Annotated in this window: 8 protein-coding genes and 1 pseudogene; 4 read left to right on the top strand and 5 right to left on the bottom strand. The window is 73.6% G+C overall.

What is annotated here, in order from left to right; genetic code table 11:
• Positions 1 to 161: 161 nt before the first annotated feature.
• Positions 162 to 1,574 (top strand): acyl-CoA synthetase, encoded by a 1,413-nt coding sequence (locus GA0070215_RS18620; RefSeq protein WP_091047954.1) that lies wholly within the window; start codon positions 162 to 164, stop codon positions 1,572 to 1,574.
• On the opposite strand, the gene GA0070215_RS18615 is transcribed toward GA0070215_RS18620, so the two are convergent.
• Positions 1,571 to 2,233, bottom strand: coding sequence for a 4'-phosphopantetheinyl transferase family protein (locus GA0070215_RS18615; RefSeq protein WP_026268443.1), 663 nt, complete (start codon positions 2,231 to 2,233; stop codon positions 1,571 to 1,573). The genes GA0070215_RS18620 and GA0070215_RS18615 overlap by 4 nt on opposite strands.
• Before the next feature lie 171 nt (positions 2,234 to 2,404).
• On the opposite strand from GA0070215_RS18615, the gene GA0070215_RS18610 reads away from it, so the two are divergent.
• The gene (locus GA0070215_RS18610; protein ID WP_091047951.1) at positions 2,405 to 2,902 is read left to right on the top strand and encodes a cold-shock protein; all 498 of its coding nucleotides are present in this window, start codon (positions 2,405 to 2,407) and stop codon (positions 2,900 to 2,902) included.
• 42 nt (positions 2,903 to 2,944) lie between these two features.
• Here GA0070215_RS18610 and GA0070215_RS18605 read toward each other — a convergent pair whose 3' ends face one another.
• A complete protein-coding gene (locus GA0070215_RS18605) occupies positions 2,945 to 4,318 on the bottom strand; it encodes an AMP-binding protein (protein ID WP_018787734.1) in 1,374 nt (457 codons plus the stop codon).
• A 1,270-nt stretch (positions 4,319 to 5,588) separates the two neighbouring features.
• On the opposite strand from GA0070215_RS18605, the gene GA0070215_RS18600 reads away from it, so the two are divergent.
• Complete coding sequence (locus GA0070215_RS18600; protein ID WP_091048028.1) at positions 5,589 to 8,447, top strand: AAA family ATPase; 2,859 nt, start codon at positions 5,589 to 5,591, stop codon at positions 8,445 to 8,447.
• Positions 8,448 to 8,939: 492 nt separating this feature from the next.
• Positions 8,940 to 11,762, top strand: a complete 2,823-nt coding sequence (locus GA0070215_RS29570) for a helix-turn-helix transcriptional regulator (protein ID WP_091047947.1) — start codon at positions 8,940 to 8,942, stop codon at positions 11,760 to 11,762.
• A gap of 97 nt (positions 11,763 to 11,859) precedes the next feature.
• Here the strand turns inward: GA0070215_RS29570 and GA0070215_RS18590 are convergent, their stop codons facing one another.
• The 3 genes and pseudogenes from GA0070215_RS18590 to GA0070215_RS18580 all read right to left on the bottom strand — a co-directional run.
• Positions 11,860 to 12,699, bottom strand: coding sequence for an ABC transporter permease (locus tag GA0070215_RS18590; RefSeq protein WP_018787731.1), 840 nt, complete (start codon positions 12,697 to 12,699; stop codon positions 11,860 to 11,862).
• Entirely contained in the window at positions 12,696 to 13,748 is a 1,053-nt protein-coding gene (locus tag GA0070215_RS18585; protein ID WP_018787730.1) for an ABC transporter ATP-binding protein, read from the bottom strand. The genes GA0070215_RS18590 and GA0070215_RS18585 overlap by 4 nt, the downstream gene beginning before the upstream one ends.
• Positions 13,749 to 13,835: 87 nt before the next feature.
• Positions 13,836 to 19,316: pseudogene (locus tag GA0070215_RS18580) on the bottom strand (type I polyketide synthase); the annotation flags it as partial.
• Between the last annotated feature and the right edge of the window lies 1 nt (position 19,317).

Genomic DNA, 19,317 nt, shown 5'->3' with positions numbered 1-19,317 from the left:
TAGGGGTGGCCGGTTGCGGAAACCCCCGACTACGGTCAGGACCGTTCTCCCGGCCCACCGGCGCGACGCACTCGCCCACCCGGATCCGGCGGCATCCCGCCACCCTACCGGCGTCGCGGCCCCCGGCAGGGCTCGGACCGGGCCGCTGAGAGGATCGCACCATGCCGCTGCTGGGCTGGCTGACGAAGAGCACCGACGAGCACCCGGACGCGATCCGGGTCGACGGCCGGGCGGCGTCCTGGGTGGAGCTTCGCCGCCTGGCCACGGCGCTGGCCGACGAGCTGCGCGGCGTCGACCGGGTGGCGATCGAGGCCACCGCCACCCTGGAGACGGTGGTCGGCGTGGTGGGCGCGCTGACGGCCGGGACGGCGGTCGTGCCGATCCCGCCGGACGCCGGGCCGATGGAGCGCGAGCACATCCTGCGCGACTCGGGCGCGACGGCGCTGCTGGCCCCGGCCGGCGCGGAACCCACCGTCGGTGACGACCGCCGGCCCGTCGTGCCCGTCGACCTGACCCGGCGGTCGGACACCGTCCACCCCGAGCCGGATCCGGCCCGCACCGCGTTGATCCTCTACACCAGCGGCACCACCGGCGCCCCGAAGGGCGCCGTGATCTCCCGCCGCGCGATCGCCGCCTGCCTCGACGGGCTGGCCGACGCCTGGGCATGGACACCGGACGACCTGCTGGTGCACGGCCTGCCGCTGTTCCACGTGCACGGGCTGGTGCTCGGCGTGCTCGGACCACTGCGGCTGGGCAGCCGGCTGCACCACGTGGGCCGTCCCCGCCCCGACCGGTACGCCGCCGCGAACGGCACGATGTACTTCGGGGTGCCGACCGTGTGGTCCAGAATCGCCGCCGACCCGGACGCGGCCCGGGCGCTGCGTCCGGCGCGGCTGCTGGTCTCGGGCAGCGCGGCGCTGCCGGCAGCGGTCTTCGCCGACCTCGCCACCCTCACCGGTCACCGGATCGTCGAGCGGTACGGGATGACCGAGACCCTGATCACCGTGAGCGCCCGGACGGACCGCCCACGCCGGCCCGGCACCGTCGGGCTGGCGCTGCCCGAGGTCCGGACGCGGCTGGTCGACGACGACGGCGCCCCGCTCCCGGCCGACGGGGCGACGATGGGCGAGCTTCAGGTCACCGGCCCCACGCTGTTCGACGGCTACCTCAACCACCCGGACGCCGACGCGGCGAGCCGCACCCCGGACGGTTGGTTCCGCACCGGGGACGTCGCCACCGTCGACCCGGACGGCTGGCACCGGATCGTCGGCCGGGCGTCAACCGACCTGATCAAGAGCGGTGGCTACCGGATCGGCGCCGGGGAGGTGGAGGACGCCCTGCTGACGCACCCGGGGGTCCGTGAGGCGGCCGTGGTGGGAACCCCGCACCCCGACCTCGGCCAGCAGGTCACCGCGTACGTGGTGGGCGACGGGGTGGACGGGGCCGAACTCATCGACTTCGTGGCCCGGCACCTCTCGGCGCACAAGCGACCCCGCGAGGTGCGCCTGGTCGACGCCCTGCCCCGCAACGCCCTGGGCAAGGTGCAGAAGACGCGGCTGAGCGCGGCCGGTTAGGACGCCACTGCCGGGATGCTGATCGCGGTGACCACCAGCCCCCGCTCGACCAGGAACCTGCCCGCGAACGCCCGCACCTCGGCCCCGCCGAGCACCGGACCGGGCACCAGCAGCCGGGCCTCGAACGTGCCGGCCGGGTCGAACACGATGTCCGCCTCGGAGAAGTCCAGCCACCGGCCGGTGAGCGGGAACCACGCCTTGTACACCGCCTCCTTGGCGCTGAACAGCAGTCGGTCCCAGCAGACGGCGGGGCGGACCGCGCCAAGCGTGGCGGTGCGCGACCGTTCGGCCGACAGGGCGATGGCGCCCAGCACCCCGTCGGGCAGCGGGGCGTGCGGCTCGGCGTCCACCCCGAGGCTGGCGAACCCTGTCGTGCGGCCGACCACCGCCGCCCGGTAGCCATCGCAGTGCGTCATGCTGCCGACCACGCCGGCCGGCCAGAGCGGGGCACCGCGCGCGCCGGAGACGATCGGCGCCGGGGCGAGGCCCAATTCGCCGAGGGCCAGCCGGGCGCAGTGCCGCACGGTGGCGAACTCCTGGCGGCGTTTCTCCACCGACCGTGCCACCAGCGCCTCTTCCTCGGGGAACAGGGTTACGCCGGCGGGATCGGTGAAGGACTCGGCCACCGCCACGGTGGAGGGCAGGATCTGCTCGATCACGTTGGCCGATGGTAGGCGCTGCGGCACCCGGTGCCGCAGCGGCCTCGGCGATAGGTGCACCATAGGGGTCGGGTACGGGTGCCGGCCCGCCCGGGACAGGTGCCACTCTGGGCGCCGGCCCGGTCCTGCGGGCGGGCACACCTGGTCTTGGGCGGATGGACGCGGGAGCGGATGGACGCGGGAATGGCGATGCTTACTGGCAAAGTGGTGCGGTTCGACGAGGTGCGGGGCTACGGGTTCATCGCCCCGGACGACGGCAGCGACGACGTGTTCGTGCACGCGAACATGCTCGACGGCGACAAGTGGGCACTGACGCCCGGCGTCCCGGTCGAGTACGACGCGGTGGAGACCGAGCGCGGGCCCAAGGCCGTGCTGGTGCGGGTGGTCGGTGTCGCCCCCGGTGCGGATCGCGCCCCGACGGCCGGTGCCGGGCTGTCCGCCCGGGCCGGCGTCACGGTCGGCGGCGGGCGCAGCAGGGACAGCGGGCAGGTCACGGGCAGCGCGGAGGACGACGAGGGCCTGTGCGACGTCCTCTCCGAGCGGGCCTTCTCTGTGGAGGCGACCGAGGCGCTCTTGACCTCCGTGCCGGACCTGACCGGAGCGCAGGTCGTGGCGGTACGTACGAGGATGCTGGAGCTGGCCCGGCGGCACGGCTGGGTGGAGGGCTGACCGTGGTGGTGGCGGGTCACCGCCGCCCGCCGCCCGGTCGGCTCAGCCGCCGGCGATCAGCAGGGACTTCCTGATCCGTCCGAGGGCGCTGCGCGGCAGCTCGTCGACGAAGTGCACCCGCCGGGGGCGCTGGCCCGCCGAGAGGTACCGGCCGACGTGGTCGATGAGCACCTGCGCGGTCACCCCCTCGGCGACGACGTAGGCGGTGACCTGCTCGCCGAGCGCGTGGTGTGGTGTGCCGACGACGGAGGCGTCGCGAACGCCGGGGTGGCTCAGCAACACCTCCTCGATCTGCCTGGCGGGCATCCGCCGGCCCCGGCTGTGCACCACGTCGAACCCGCACCGCCCGATGATCCGGTACGTGCCGTCGGGGGTCACGCTGACCAGGTCCCCGGTGGCGTGCCAGCGACCGGCGGCGAGGCTCCGCCCGCCGACGTACCCGCTGAACAGCGTCGGCCCGCAGACGCTCAGCTCCCCCACCGACTCGCCGTCGGCCGGCACCGGCCGGTCCTCGCGGTCCAGCACGCGCGTCTCGACGCCGGGCAGAGGGGTGCCGACAGCGCCCGGAACCGTAGGGTCGCCGCCCAGCCCGGTCAGCGCGACGAGCGTCTCGGTGGTGCCGTAGGCCTGCACCGGCCGGTGCGAGGTGAGCAGCCGGAGCCGCTCGGCCACGGCGCGGGCCAGCGGGCCGTCCGCGGAGACGAGCATCCGCGCCGCGGACAGCGGCCGGGCCCGATGGCCGTCCAGCGCCATCCTCGCCCACTGGTCGGGCGAGGCCAGGTGCATGGAGCCGACCGGCCCGGTGCCGGTGTGGTCGAGGTGGACGAAACGGCTACCGGCCCGCAGTGCGCCGAGCAGGCCGACGACCAGACCGTACGCCCGGAACAGCGGGGTGCCCTGGACGACCACGTCCTCCTCGCTCCAGTGCCACGCACGGGCCAGTAGGTCGAGGTCGGCGGCGATGGCGCGGCGCGAGATGCGTACCCCTCGCGGCGGCCCTGATACGCCACCGGTGTAGAGGATGACGGCGTCGCTGCCCGGGGCGGGCTCGGGATGCCGCGTCGAGGCGTGTTCTCGCAGGTCGACCGGGATCGTGGGCAGACCGTCGGCCCCGGACAGGGCACGGCCGAGGATCACCGTCGCCCCGGACTGCCGCAGGATGCGGCTGCGTTCGCGTTCGTCGGCGCCGGGAGGCAGCGGTACGAGCGGCGCCCCCGCGAGGACGGCGCCGAGCATTCCGACCACCGCTTCCAGCGTCGGTGTGCCGTCGACCGCGACCGCCGTCGCGCCCCTGATCCGATCGGCGACCGCGGTGACGCAGCCCAGCAGGGCCTCGCTGGAGAGGGCTTCTCCGGCCACCGTGACCGCGTCGGCCCGATCCGCACCGGATCCCCGCAGCACCGGCAGCAGTGTCATCTCCGCTATCCCCTGCGCGGGGCCGCAACGAGTCGCGGCGGCAGCTGGGACATCACGACGACCACAGAACCTTCCAGGTCTCGGGCCTGTACGGCCCTATGTCCGGCTGTCCCGACGGTAAAGACCGGGTGCCCCGAAATTAGGGCCGGGCTATCGTCGGGCACAACCCCTAGCCACCGAGTCCGGATCCCCTGCCGGAGCCTACTGGCCAGCTAGGACCGGATCCCGTCCGTCCTGATCCAGCGGTCGGCCCGAGCGCTCACGCCGGCTCGGCGAACAATGCGGCAACCGCATTCGTCCTCGGCGATCGAACATCGACCGGAAGTGTCTCTATTGATGCGCGGCAGCTCGCATTGAGAATTTATCGCCTTGACGTGTTCCGCATTAGATCAGCCGCCGGGCCGAATGAAATTCGGCGACCTCCGTGACCAACAGGCACTCGGATGCATAATTCTGTCTTTAACAACATAATCGCAGAATCTCCCAAACGTCCGAATCGTGGCTCGACGACGCACATCAAGCAACGACCGCCAGCAGTATCGGACAGACATCGGTCGCAGTTCCGGCATCGACGCCTCACCCCGCAACAACCGAGCGCCTCCGGCAATTGCCGAGACAGCCGTCCAGACCCCACGGCCCCACGCCGGAGGCCGGGACGACACGTCCACGCCAGCTTCGGGCACCACTCCGCCCGCGCCGGATCGGCCCGGGCGGAGTCACGAATGCCGAGTTCAACCACGATGACACTCAGTTCGGCGTCTCCGCACGACGCAACCGCGGGCGGCGTCGACCCTCGGCAAGAGCGACCGGCGACACCCGGACACCCGGTTAGCACGAAAAAGCCCACACGCCAATCAGCAGGCGGGCCGGATAAGCGGAACCATCGGCCCATGGAAGCACTCTGTCACGGTACGGGGCCAGCCGGCGACTTTCCGTCGCCACCCCCGGCCGGGCCACCGAGGCGAGAAACCCATGTTTGCTCATCCTTTACACAGCTCGGCTTGCCGCCCATTTGCCCAACTGCCATACTCCCACCACCACAGAGGTCGATAGGAAGTGTCGACCCGAAGGAGCTGGGGAATTATCGCCGACACATACGGGAACACGGCTCGCAGCGGCCAACCGGTCACGTCGGTCGATGGCTCACTGACGAAGCTCGACGCCCGTCGATACTTGCCGATAGTGGAGTGGGTCAAGAATTGCCGGTCTCCAGATTGGTCGAGCTGTCGGGCCGCACAGGGCAAGCGGCCCTCCCCCGGAGGGGGTGGTGATGGAGCTGACCGAGCGTTCAAGCCAGCTCGCCCTGCTGGAGCGCCGACTCGCAGACCTGCTCCGCGGCGGCGCCGCGCCGACCGACCGGCCGGTGACCGTGCTGACCGGCCCGGTCGGTTCCGGCAAGACCGCGCTCGCACAGACCTTCGCCCGGCGCGCCTGCGACGCCGGAGCACGGGTCGTCGGCGCGAGCGCCTCCCGCGCGGAGCGCAGCGTACCGCTGGAGGTCGTCCGGCAGCTCGTCCGCGCGGTGCCGTTGTGTGCCGCGGACGCCCCCGACATCCGAACCCGCCTCGCCAGTCTGCTGGACGCGGGCGCCCTCGCATGGAACGACGCCGATCCGGCGGACGCGGAGAACGCGCGGCTCACCGCCGCCATCGGGCGCGCCCTGCTCGAACTGGCCTCCCGGGGGCCGCTGGTCATCGTGGTGGACGACATCCATCACGCGGACGCGCCGTCGCTGCGCTGCCTCGATTACGTGGCCCGGCGGCTCACCGGCCTACCCGTACTGATCGTCCTGACGGAGGCGCCACGCACCCGGCCGTGGCGGGCGGACGTGCGCGCCGAGATGCTGCAACCCGCGAGGCTGCACCGCATCCGCCTGCCGCTGCTCACCGCCGAGGGGACGTTCCAGCTCCTCGCCCAACGGCTCGACATCCCGCTCGCCCGCAGCATCGCCGAGGCGAGCCACCGGATCAGCGGCGGGAATCCGCTCCTGGTGCACGCGCTCGCCGACGACCAGGCGGCCGCGCCACGGTCCGCCGACGCCCCGGCGGTCGGCGAGTCGTTCCGGGAGGCCGTGCTGAGCTGCCTCTACCGCTGCGACCACCTGGTGCTCAACGCCGCCCGGGTGCTCGCCGTCACCGGCGAGCCGCTGCACGGCAGCCTGCTGCCGCACCTCCTCGACGCCCGGTCACACCCCGCGCTGGGCGCTGTCGACAAGTCGACCAGCGCGGGGCTGATCGACGAACAGGGGTTGCGCCATCCGGCGGTGACCCAGGCCGTGATCGACGGGATGACCGCCGAGGAACGCGTACGGCTGCATCTGGGAGCGGCCCGCCTGCTGCACGACGACGGCGCACCCCCGGCGCGGATCGCGCCGCACCTGGTGGGCATCGGCGAGCTGGCCGAGCCCTGGATGGCGCCGACCCTGCTGGACGCCGGCGAGCAGGCGCTTCTCGACGGCGAGGTGGAGACCGCCCTGCGGTACCTGCGCCGGGCGCACCGCAGTGGTGTCGGTGAGTGCCTGCGGGCGCGGATCCGCTCCGCGCTGGCGCGCGCCGAGTGGCGGCTCGACCCGCAGGCCACGATCCCGCACCTGGTCAGCGTCGCCACCGCCATCCGGGCCGGGCACCTCGGCAGCCAACAGGCCGCCGGTCCCATCCAGTACCTCCTCTGGCACGGTGAGATCGACAAGGCTGTCGACCTGGTCAGGCACCTGAGCGAGCGGGCGGATGCCGCCGATCCGCAGTCCATGGCCGAGCTGCTCATCATCACCGGCTGGATCTCGACGCTCTATCCCGGGGTCGTGGTCAACCGGCCCGCCCCCGCCGTGGCCGCGCGGGATCCGCTCACGCTGGCCCGGGTCAAGCACGGGCTCAACGGGGCCCTCCTGCTGTCCGGCGTACTGGCCCGGGGTGATGCCGGCGTGGTCGAGGAGGCCGAGCGGACGCTGTCGACCACCGGGCCGGATGACGAACCGCACATGTTCAGGGTCATCTGCGCCCTCATCGCCATGATCTACGCCGATCAGCTCGACCTGGCCGACGACTGGTGCGACCGGCTGGGCCGCCACCTCGCCACCCCGCACCACCCCACCCCCTCGGCCACGCTCACCGCCCTGCGGGCCGCCGTCGCCGGCCGGCTCGGCGACCTTCCCCGCGCCGGCAAGCTGGCCGACGAGGCACTGGGGCAGCTCTCGCCGAAGGGCTGGGGGGTGGTGATCGGGATACCTCTCGCCGTCCGGATACGGGCCTTGACCCTTATGGACCAGCTCGACACGGCGGCCGCCTGCCTCCAGGTGCCGGTGCCGCCGGCGACCTTCGAGACCCCGCTCGGGCTGCACTATCTGCACGCCCGCGGGACGCACGCCCTCGCCGCGGGAAGCCCCGAGGCCGCGCTGGCCGACTTCCAGCTCTGCGGGCAACTCATGCAACGGTGGCAGTTGGACTTCTCGGGTCTCGTGCCGTGGCGCACCGAATCGGCTCGGGCACTGCTCCGGATGGGCCGCCGCCAGCAGGCGCGCAAGCTGGTGCGCGACGAGTTGACCCGGCTGCGGCCCCTCCACGTCCGGTACCGGGCCGCGGCCCTGCGGGTTCTGGCCGCGACCGAGGAGGGACCGGAACGGATCCCGCACCTGCGCAGCGCCGTACGGCTGCTGCGGCAGTGCGGCGACCGGATGGAGCTGGCGCACAACCTCGCCGACCTCGGTCACGCCTACGAGCAGGCCGGCGACCGGCGGCAGGCGCGCGCCGCGATCCGGTCGGCCCGGTCGCTCGCGGAGGAGTGCGGCATCCCGACATTGTGGCCCAGCGCCCTGTCCGCCAGGGGCGGTGCCACCGGCAGCCGGGCGGCGGGTGCGGCGGTCGTGGTCCAGGGCCTGACGGACACCGAATCCAGGATGGCCATCCTGGCCGCCCAGGGTCACACCAATCGTGAGATCGCCGAGAAGCTCTTCCTGACGGTCAGCGCGATCGAGCAGCGGATGACGCGCATCTACCGCAAGCTGGACGTCAACTCGCGCAGCGAACTCGCCGGACGGCTGCGGTTCGACCGCCCCGGTACGACGGTGCTGGATCCGCTGACGCGGGGCACCGACCCGCCGGGCGGCCGTCCGTCCGCCCGGCGGCCACGCTGATCCCGGTCGGGGTTCCGCACGGAAGAGCCGTCGGGCGTCACGCGACCGCCTCCGTCACCCAGAGTCCGCCACCCATCACCGTGGGCACCGCCGGGAGTCGCGGTGTGACACCATCAAGCTGTACGCCCGCCACCGGCCGTTCACTGACGTGTGGCCTCCCCCCTGACCGGTGGGCTCCGACACCCCCACCCCGGATCGCGCAACCCCTAAACGCCTTTCGGGGCCGCAGGTTTGTGTGCGAAACGGTGGGGTCTCACGCCCATTGTCGCACCATCATGCCGGTGCCAGACTCGCCTCATCACGCGGACCGTACGGCTAGAAGACCGGTCCGACGAAGGAGTTCAGGTCCACCCGGCGTGGCCGCCCGGCGCGCTCCACCCCTACCCGGCGAGACGCGGGCGAAAGGGGCGGCTGTCTCCGGCAGGGGTGGCGGTGTCGGGCCGTACCGGCGTTACCAGGCCCGCGCCGCGTACAAGGAGGGCTGACGCGCAGGTGCTGGTTCAGCAAGAGGAACAGATCACCCGTCTGCGGCGCGTGTTCCACGCCTGTGAGGAACAGCAGCGCGGACACGTCGCGCTGGTCACCGGTGCCGTGGGCAGCGGCAAGACCAGCCTGCTGGAGTCGTTCGGCGAGTGGACGGCCGGCTCCCGCGGGCAGGTGATGAGCGCGACCGGCTCACGAGCGGAGCGCGGTCTCCACCTGGGAGTGGTCGGGCAGCTCTTCCACAGTGCACGGCTCGCCCCGGAGACCGCCGCCCACGTCGAGAAGCTGCTGCGCGACGCCACCTCCACGGTGCCGCTGCCCGAAGTCGGCGGCGAGGCGTCCGCCGGAGACCGGGCCTGGGCACCCCTGCTGCACGGCCTCTTCACCACCCTGGTCGACCTGACGGCCAAGGGTCCCCTGATCCTCCTCGTCGACGACGTGCACCACGCGGACCCGGCCTCGCTGCACTGCCTGCTCTACGTGACCCGGCGGCTGCGCCACGCCCGGATCATGGTCGTGCTCGCGGAGGCGTCGACGCTGCGCCCGCCGCACCCGCTGTTCCGTGCCGAGCTGCTCAGCCAGCCGCACTTCTCCCGGATCGGCCTGCCACCACTGACCGTCGACGCTGTCGCCCGGCTGATCGAGGACGCCGTCGAGGACGCCGACGCCCGCAGGACGGCGGAACACTACGTACGGATGACCGGGGGCAATCCCCTGCTCACCCGGGCGCTGCTCGACGAACGGGCCGGCGGCGAGGGCAGCGACCACGACGTTCCGTCCGTCGGTGACGCGTTCGACCAGGCCGTGCTCGGGTGCCTCTACCGCCACGAGCCCGGGGTGCGCCGGGTGGCCCAGGCGCTCGCCGTGCTCGACCGGCCCGCGTCGACCGAACTGCTCGGCCACCTCCTCGACGTGATGCCCGCGACCACGGTCCCGGCGGTGCGGGTGTTGCGTACCTCGGGTCTGATGGAGTGCGACCAGCTACGCCACTCGCGCATCCTGCACCCGATCCTCGCTGACATGTCGGCCGACGAGCGGCGCGGCCTGCACCAGCGGGCCGCCGAGGTGTTGCACGACCGCGGCGCCGAGGCGAGCGTGGTCGCCGAGCACCTCGTGGCCGCCGGTGCGACGGTGGCCGGCTGGCGGGTGCCGGTGCTCCAGGACGCCGCCGGCGACGCGCTCTCGTCCGGCCGGCCCGACGTGGCGGCTGCCTGCCTGCGGCTGCTCGCCGGCGCGCCGGTGGACGAGCGGCAACGCACCGCCACCACCGAGATGCTGGTGAATGCCCGCTGGCAGCTCAACCCGTTGACGGTGAACGGGCAGCTGACGGAGCTGGTGCAGACGGCGCGGGCCGCCGGCTGGTCCACCGATGCGAGCCTCTCCGCCGTGCCGTACCTGCTCTGGCAGGGCCGTGCCGACGAGGCTGCCGAGGCCGTCAGCGGCTTCTCGGCGGACGAGGAGCAGGCTCCGGACGCCCCGCCCGGCCGCCTGCGGATCATGCAGCTTCTGGTCTCCCTCTCCCACCCGGACCACCTGGCGAGCGTACGGCAGAACCCGGCCGCCTGGAGCCGCGCGGCCAGCGCCCCGACCACCGTCAGCCCGCTCCTGCAGGCGGTCACGGTGCTCGGCACCGCGCTGACGCCGACCGCCGACAACGACACGGTGCCGACCGCCGAGCAGATCCTGCAGCGCCACCACACGGACGACGGCGCCCTCGGCCTGCTGACCGCGCCCCTGCTGGCGCTGCTCTGGGCCGGCCGGTCGGACCGGGCCGCGGTCTGGGGCGACATGCTGCTCGACCGGCCGGTGGTTCAGCACGCGCCGGGCTGGCGTGCGGTGATCCGGGCGATCCGGGCGGAGGCGGCCCTGCGCGTCGGCGATCTGCCCGGTGCCGAGCACCACGCCCGCGCGGCCCTTGCGGACATGCCCGCCCCCGCCTGGGGAGTGGCGATCGCCGGACCGCTGTCCACCCTGATCGCATCCGCGACGGAGTCGGGCCGGTTCGCCGAGGCCGACCGGTGGCTGGCCCACCCGACCCCGCCCGGCATGCTCCGCACCCCGTTGGGCGTGCACTACCTGGCCGCACGCGGCCGGCACCACCTGGCCGTACGCCGGCCGCACGCCGCCACCACCGACCTGCGGCGCTGCGGCGAGCTGATGCGCACGTGGGGGATAGACGCGGCCGGACTGGTGCCGTGGCGGCTGGAGCTGGCCCGGGTGCAGCTCAGCGTCGGCAACAAGACGCAGGCCATGCAGCTCCTGCAGGAGCAACTGCGGGTGCCGCACGGGGTCGACGACCGGACCCGGGGCCGTACGCTGCGCCTGCTCGCCACCACCGCCGCCCAGGACCACCGGCGCAAGCTGCTCTGCGAGGCGGTCAACCTGCTCCAGTCCAGCGGCGACCGGTTGGAGCTCGTCCGCGCCCTCGGCGACACCGGTCAGACGCTCCAGCGCGCCGGAGACTCCGCCCGCGCCCGGCTGCTCGTCCGCCGCGCCTACCAGCTCGCGCAGGACTGCGGGGCGTCGGTGCTGGCTCAGCGGCTGATCCGCCGGGAGCCGGGCAGTGGGCTGCCGGCGTACCCGGCCGCCGCCGAACTCCAGGAACCGGACGACGGGCTGAGCGACGCCGAGCGGCGTGTTGCCGCGCTGGCCGCACAGGGCCACACCAACCGCCAGATCTCCAGCAAGCTCTTCATCACGGTGAGCACTGTCGAGCAGCACCTGACCCGGGTCTACCGCAAGCTCGACGTGAAGCGCCGGACCGACCTGCCGTCCCGGCTCGCCGTGTACGCCGAGACGGTGGCCGACGAGACACAGAGCGCCACGTCCTGACGGCCGTCCCCAGGGGCCGGCCCCTTGCGACACACGAGGGCCCGAACCGCAGGAGCGATTCGGGCCCTCGGCGGACCGTATCCCGGGCGGTCAGTGGTCAGTCCATGGCGCGACGCATGAAGCCACGCATGCCGATCGCCGAGAACACCACGAAGACCCCGGTGAGGACGCACATGCACAGCCAGAGCGGCAGCGACTCGACCCCCGGCGGGCCGACGAGCGACCGGGTCGCCTCGCTGATGTAGGTCAGCGGGTTCAGCGAACAGATCACCTGATACCAGCGCAGCGAGTCCAGGCCGAGCAGCGGGAACTGGGTGGCACCGGTGAACATGATCGGCGTCATCACCACGGTGAACATGATCTGGATGTGCTGCGTGGGCACCAGGGTGCCGAAGGCGAGACCGACCGCCGCACCGACCAGCGCGCCGATCGCCAACACCCCGACCACCTTGAGCACCACCGCCCAGGGCCAGGTGACGCCGAGCATGAGCATGCCGACCGGGATCAGCACCACACCGGCGATCAGGCCACGGATACCCCCGAAGATGATCTTCTCCAGCGCCACCAGCGGGGTCGCCATGGGCGCCAGGAGGCGGTCCTCGATCTCCCGGGTGAAGGAGAAGTCCATCATCATCGGCAGCGCGGTGTTCTCCAGGCCGATCAGGAAGGCGTTCAGCGCGATGACGCCGGGCAGCAGCACGTTGGAGAAGTCGTCGCTGGCGTAGCCCAGGTCGCTGAGCACCTTGCCGAAGATCAGCAGCATGAACAGCGGCTGGATGAAGACCTGGAGCAGGAAGCCGACCAGCTCCCGGCCGGTGACGAACAGGTCCCGCGAGAGCACCGCGCGGAAGGTGGCAAGCTGGTCCAGCGCGCGCACCGGCGGCGGCGCCGCAGCCGGTGACGGCGCGGACGGGGGGGCGGGGGCGGTGACACTCACCGAAGTTCCCTTCCGGTCAGGTGGATGAAGACATCTTCCAGGCTGGGCTGGCCGATGTTGAGGTCACGAACCTCGCAACCCAGGTCGGCGAGGATCTTCATCGCCATCGGGATGGCATTGGCCGGCTGACCGCTGGTGTAGACCCGGAAGGACAGGGGGGCGTCCGAGTCGGCGGGGGCATCCGGGACCGGAGCGGGCATCGGCATCGGCGGCATGCCGGGAAACGCCGGCGCGGCGACGGGCACCTTGGCGGTCATCTTGAAGTGTTCCACCTGCTCCACGTCGGGGATCGCATCGAGCGCGGCCCGCACCTCCTCGGCGGAGGCGCCGGGGGTCACCACGAGGGTCAGGGTGCTGCTGCCCGGCAGCGTACGGGTCAGCGCGGACGGCGTGTCCATGGTGAGCAGCTTGCCGTGGTCGACGATGCCGACCCGGTCGCAGAGCTTCTCCGCCTCGTCCATGTCGTGTGTGGTGACCACCACTGTCACGCCGTCCTGTTTCAGCTCGGCGATCCGGTCGTGCACGAAGAGCCGGGACTGCGGGTCGAGGCCCGCAGACGGCTCGTCGAGGAAGAGCACCCGGGGCGAGTGCATCAGCGCGCGGGCGATCATCGTCCGCTGGGCGAGGCCGCCCGACAGGAAGTCCGTGCGGTGGTTCGCGAAGTCCTTGAGCCCCATCTGGTCCAGCAACTCGTCCGCCCGCCGGATGCGCTGCGCCCGGGGCACCCGGTGGTAGGCCGCGTGGAACAGCAGGTTCTGCCGGACGGTCAGCGCCCGGTCCAGGTTCACCCGCTGCGGTACGACCGCCAGCAACTGCCGGGCGGCGGCGGGCGAGCCGATCACGTCTGCCCCGCACACGCGGGCCCGGCCCGAGGTGGCCCGCACCCGCGTGGTCAGCACCCCGATCGTCGTCGTCTTGCCCGCACCGTTCGGCCCGAGCAGGCCGAAGACCTCACCGGCGGCGACGGAGAAACTCAGCCCGTCCACCGCCGGTGGCATGTTGGGCTGGTACCGCTTGACCAGCTCCGTGACCACCACTGCCTCGTCCACGTCGTCATGCTCCGTCCTGGAACGTCGGTCCGATAGATGTATGTGCGCTGATAGGGGGCGCTAGGGGCATGCCAGGGGCGGAACCGGTCACAGGCCCCGCGCAGCCAGCCAACGCTGGACCGTGCCGGCGAGCTCCGGCCCCCGGTCGGCGACCATGCTGAAGTGGTCGCCAGCCGCGTCGACAGCCTCGTGCGGGTAGGGCCAGCGCGACCGCCAGCCGTCCGGTTCGCCGTCCCACTCCCCCAGCGGCTCGGTGGCCCGCACCAGCAGGGTCGCCGCCGCCATCTCGGTCGGCTGCCAGTCCAGGAACAGCGGCAGGTAGCCCGCCCACGCCGTCGTCCGCCAGTCGTCCATCGGCGTGTACGCGGTGTCCCGGTCGATCATCCCGTCGAGAAGCTGCGGCACCCACCCGCCGAGCACCTCGCTGTCGGCCGGGTAGGTGTCCATGAGCACCACCGCGTCCGGCGGGCGGCCCTGGCGTTCCAGCTCCCCGGCGAGCAGGTTGGCCACCATCGCACCACCGGAGTGACCGGCCAGCACGAACGGGCCGGCGCCGACGGTGCGCAGCACCGTGTCGGCGTGCACCCGCAGCAGCGCGTCGAGGTCGGCGGGAAGCTCCTCGCCCACGCCGAACCCGGGGTTGGGCAGGGCCCACACGTCACGTACGCCCCGGAAGCCGGCGGCCAGCCGGGCGTACTCGTGCGCGCCGGAGAGCAGCGACATCGTGCAGCAGCACACCAACTGCGCCCGGGCCCCGCCCTCGGCGAGCCGGAGGATACCGGCCGGGCGGGTGAGCTGCGCCGGCTCGCGGAAGCTGGGGCGGAACTGGGCGAGCTTGACCAGCAGTTCGGCATACCCGGCCGGGTCCTCGCGCGCCTTCGGCTGGTTGAACAACCCGCCGAGCAGTCCGCCGCCGGCACTCTCCCCGGCAGGTCCGCCGGCGTCGTCCGCGCCGTCCCCGGCCGCCACCGCGCCGAGGAGCCGGCCGAGCAGGTGAACGGCCAGCGCCGTAGGGGTGGGGTGGTCGAAGAGCAGGGTCGCCGACAGCTCCGCCCCGGTCTCCTGGCGCAGCGCGTCGCGTAGTTCCAGTGCGGTCAGCGAGTCGAAGCCGAGTTCCAGGAAGTCCCGGTCGGCCTCGACCGCGTTGGGCGAGGCGTGCCCGAGGACGGTGGCCACCCGTGCCCGGACCAGGTCCAGCAGGATCCGGTGCCGGTCGCCGGCCGAAACGCCGGCCAGCCGCTCGCGCAGCGCGCGGGCGGGATCGGTCGCGGCATCGCCGGCCTCCGGCTCCGCGCCGGCCGTCGCCTCGGGCACGCCGCGCAGCAGCGCGCTGGGCCGTACGACGGTGAAGGCCGGCACGAACGCGGGCCAGTCGAGGTCGGCCACGGCCAGGTGGTCGTCACCGCGGACCAGAGCCTGCCCCAGCGCGGACAGGGCCATGTCGGCGGGCAGCGGCCGGACCCCCCGGCGGCGCAACTGCGCCGCATCGGTGATCTCGTCCGCCCAGGGCACCCACGCGACGACGGTGGCCGGGCGGCCGGCGGCACGCCAGCCGGCGGCCAGCGCCGCCAGCCCGGCGCCCACGGCGGCGGCGACCGCCGCTCCCCCGCTGCCCCAGACGGCGGCCGTCGAGGTGAAGACGACGAACTCGTCGACCGGTAGGCCGGCGCAGGCCCGCCCGAGCAGTTCCACGGCGGCGGTACGGGCGGCCACGGCGTCGACCAGACCGTGCGGATCCAGCACCGCCACCGGGTCGCCGGCCCCGTCGGAGTCGGCGACGTGCAGGACGGTGCGGATCTCGCTGCCGGTGGCGGCCAGCCGGTCCAGCACCTCGGGCAGCCCGTCCAGGTCGTCGACGGCGGTGACTGTGACGTCCGGGCCGGGCGGGGCGGCATCCGCCACCGGCCCCACGAGGACGAGGTGCGACGCGCCGCGCTCGGCGAGCCAGCGCAGCAGGTGCGGGGTACGCACCGGCGCGGACCCGTGCACCAGGACCGCGCCGCGGGGCCGCCAGTCCGTATCGGCTCCGCCGGCCGGGGCCCGGCGGAGCCGCCGGGCATACACCCCGCCGGTGCGTACCGCCACCTGGTCCTCGTCGCCGCCGGACGCGACGACCTGGGCGAGCGCGGCGAGCGCGACGTCGTCCGGCTCCGCCGGCAGGTCGACCAGCCCGCCCCACAGGCGCGGCTGCTCCAGCGCCAGCACCCGGCCCAGGCCCCAGAGGTACGCCCCGGCCACGCCGGGAGCGGCGTCGTGCGCGTCGACGGCGACCGCACCCCGGGTCACGGTCCACAGCGGCGTGCCGTTCCCCGCAGCGGCGAGGGCCCGCACCAGCGCGGCTGTCCCGGCGAGCGCGCCGGTTCCCGCGCCGGCCGCCGGTTCCTCCGCCGCCAGCAGCGAGACCACGACCGACCAGGTGCCGTCGGCGAGCGCGGCCCGGGCGACAGCGTCCAGGTCGTCTCCCACCGTGACCAGCGTCGGGTCCAGGCCCTCGGCGCGCAGCACGGTGAGCACCGCGGTGGCGTCGGTGCCGGCCCCGGCCACCAGCAGGCATCGGCCGGCCGGCGTGGCACGGGCGGAGGACAGGTCGACGCGTTCCCAGTCGGCGCGGTAGCGCAGCCCGTCCAGCTCCGATCCGCGACGCCGCCGGTCCCGGTAGGAGGCGAGGGCGGGCAGCACGTCGGCGAGCGCGTCCTGCCGGTCGGCGGGCAGGTCGAGCGCGGCGGCCAGCTCGGCCGGTCGTCCCTGCGCCACGGCCGCCCAGAACTCCTCGTCCGCTCCGGTCGCGGCGGGCGGAACGAGATCCACTGTCGGCTGGTCCGGCCAGAAACGCTCGCGGTGGAAGGCGTAGGTGGGCAGTTCGACGCGCGCGGCGTCGCTGCCGCCGAAGGGAGCCGCCCAGTCGACCCCGGCACCGCGCAGGTCGACCGCGGCCAGCGCGGCGAGCAGCGTGGTCGCCTCCGGCTGGTCCCGGCGGGCGAGCGGCACGAAGGCCGCCGGTTCCATGTCGGGCAGGCACTCCCGGGCCAGCACGGTCAGGGCGCTGTCGGGGCCGAGTTCCACGAAGGTTCCGACGCCGCCGGCGGCGAGGGTGGCGACGCCCGCGTGGAAACGGACGGTGTCCCGGACGTGGTCGACCCAGTAGCCCGGGTCCGTGGCCTGGGCGGCGGTGAGCGGCTCGCCGGTGCGGTCGGAGACGATCGGAAGGCTCGGCGGGTGCCACGCGGCCTTCTCCGCGACGATCCGGAAGTCGGCCAGCATGGCGTCCATCCGGGCGGAGTGGAAGGCGTGGCTGACCCGCAGCCGACGGGACCGCCGGTCCTCGGCGGACAGCCGCCGCCCCACCGCGAGCACGGCCTCCTCGTCGCCGGAGAGCACCACCGACCGGGGGCCGTTCACGGCGGCCAGGGACACCCGCTCGTCGAGTAGCGGGACCACCTCCGCCTCGGACGCCTGCACCGCCAGCATCGCCCCGCCGGGCGGCAACTGTTGCATGAGCCGGGCCCGGGCGGCCACCAGGGTCGCCGCGTCGGCCAGCGACAACACTCCGGCGACGTGTGCCGCGGCCAGCTCGCCGACCGAGTGGCCGAGCAGGAACTGCGGGCGTAGCCCCCAGGCGGTGACCAGCCGGTATGCGGCGACCTCGTAGGCGAACAGCGCCGGCTGGGTGAACTCGGTACGGTCCAGCAGATCCGCGCCGGGCGAGCCGGCCGCGGCGAAGACCACCTCCCGCAGCGGCCGGCTCAGGTGCCGGTTCAGCTCCCCGGCCACCTCGTCGAAGGCGGCGGCGAAGACCGGGAACCGGCGGCACAGCTCGGCGCCCATGCCGAGGCGCTGGGCGCCCTGCCCGGTGAAGAGGAACGCGACCTTGCCGGCCGGGCGGGCCACGCCTCGCACCACGCCGGGGGTGTCGCGCTCCTCGGCGACCGCGTGCAGGCCGGCCCGCAGCGCGTCGCGGTCACCGCCGATCACCGCTGCCCGGTACGGCAGGGCCGCCCGGGTGGTGACCAGCGAGTACGCCACGTCGGCGGGGGTCAGGTCGGGGTGATCGGCCAGATGCGCCAGCAGCCGCCGCGCCTGCCCGGCCAGGGCCGGTGCGGAGCGGGCCGAGACGATCCACGGTACCGGCGGGGCGGGCGTGCCGGCCGGCCGCACGTCGCCGGTGTCCGTCGCGGCGGCCTGCTCGATGACGACGTGTGCGTTGGTGCCGCTGATGCCGAACGCGGAGACCCCCGCCCGGCGTGGCTGCCCGGTCTCCGGCCATGGCTGCGCGCCGGTCAGCAGGGACACCGCCCCGGCCGACCAGTCGACGTGCGGGGTGGGCTCGTCCACGTGCAGCGTGGGCGGCAGCACCCCGTGCCGCATCGCCAGCACCATCTTCATCACCCCGGCCACACCCGCCGCCGCCTGCGTGTGCCCGATGTTCGACTTCACCGAGCCGAGCCACAACGGCCGGTCGGCGGACCGGCCCTGCCCATACGTCGCAATCAGCGCCTGCGCCTCGATCGGATCACCCAACGTGGTGCCCGTACCGTGCGCCTCGACGGCATCCACCTGGTCGGCACCCAGCCCCGCGTTCGCCAGAGCCTGCCGGATCACCCGGCGCTGCGACGGGCCGTTCGGAGCGGTCAGCCCGCTGCTCGCGCCGTCCTGGTTGACGGCGCTGCCGCGCAGCACGGCGAGGACCGGGTGGCCGTTGCGGCGGGCGTCGGAGAGCCGCTCGACGAGCAGCATGCCGGCCCCCTCGGACCAGCCGGTGCCGTCGGCGGCGGCGGCGAACGACTTGCACCGGCCGTCGGTGGACAGGCCCCGCTGCCGGGAGAACTCCACGAATACGGTCGGGGTGGCCATCACCGACACCCCGCCGACCAGCGCCATCGTGCACTCGCCCAGCCGCAGCGCCTGGCAGGCGAGGTGCAGCGCGACCAGCGACGAGCTGCACGCGGTGTCCACGGTGACCGCCGGGCCCTCCAGCCCGAGAGCGTACGAGATCCGGCCGCTCGCCACGGCTGCGGCGCTGCCGGTGCCGAGGTAGCCCTCGACGCCGCCGGTGACCCCGGTGAGCAGGGCCGCGTAGTCACCCTGGCTGCTGGTGGCCGCGTAGACGCCGGTGGGCGTGCCGCGCAGCCGGGTGGCGTCGATGCCGGCCCGCTCGAACGCCTCCCAGGCGGTCTCCAGCAGCAGCCGCTGCTGCGGGTCCATGGCGAGGGCCTCGCGGGGGCTGATGCCGAAGAACGCCGGGTCGAAGTCCCCGGCGGAGTAGAGGAACCCACCCTCGCGCACGTACGACGTGCCCCGGCTGCCGGGGTCGGGGTCCGGATCGTAGAGCGCGCCCAGGTTCCAGCCCCGGTCGTCCGGGAACGCCGACATCGCGTCGCCGCCGGCGGCCACCAGGTCCCACAGTTGCTCGGGTGACCCGACACCGCCGGGGAACCGGCAGCTCATGCCGATGATCGCTACCGGTTCACCGAGCGCGGCGGTGAGCTGCTGGTTCTGCTGCTTGAGCTTCTGGTTGTCGAGCAGGGACGCACGCAGCGCGCCGACGACCTCGTCCAGGGAAACATTCATC

The sequence above is a fragment of the Micromonospora marina genome (assembly GCF_900091565.1).
In the GTDB taxonomy this organism is placed as follows: domain Bacteria; phylum Actinomycetota; class Actinomycetes; order Mycobacteriales; family Micromonosporaceae; genus Micromonospora; species Micromonospora marina.
Note: the sequence above shows the minus strand (reverse complement) of the source record. Positions and strands in the feature narration are given on the sequence as shown.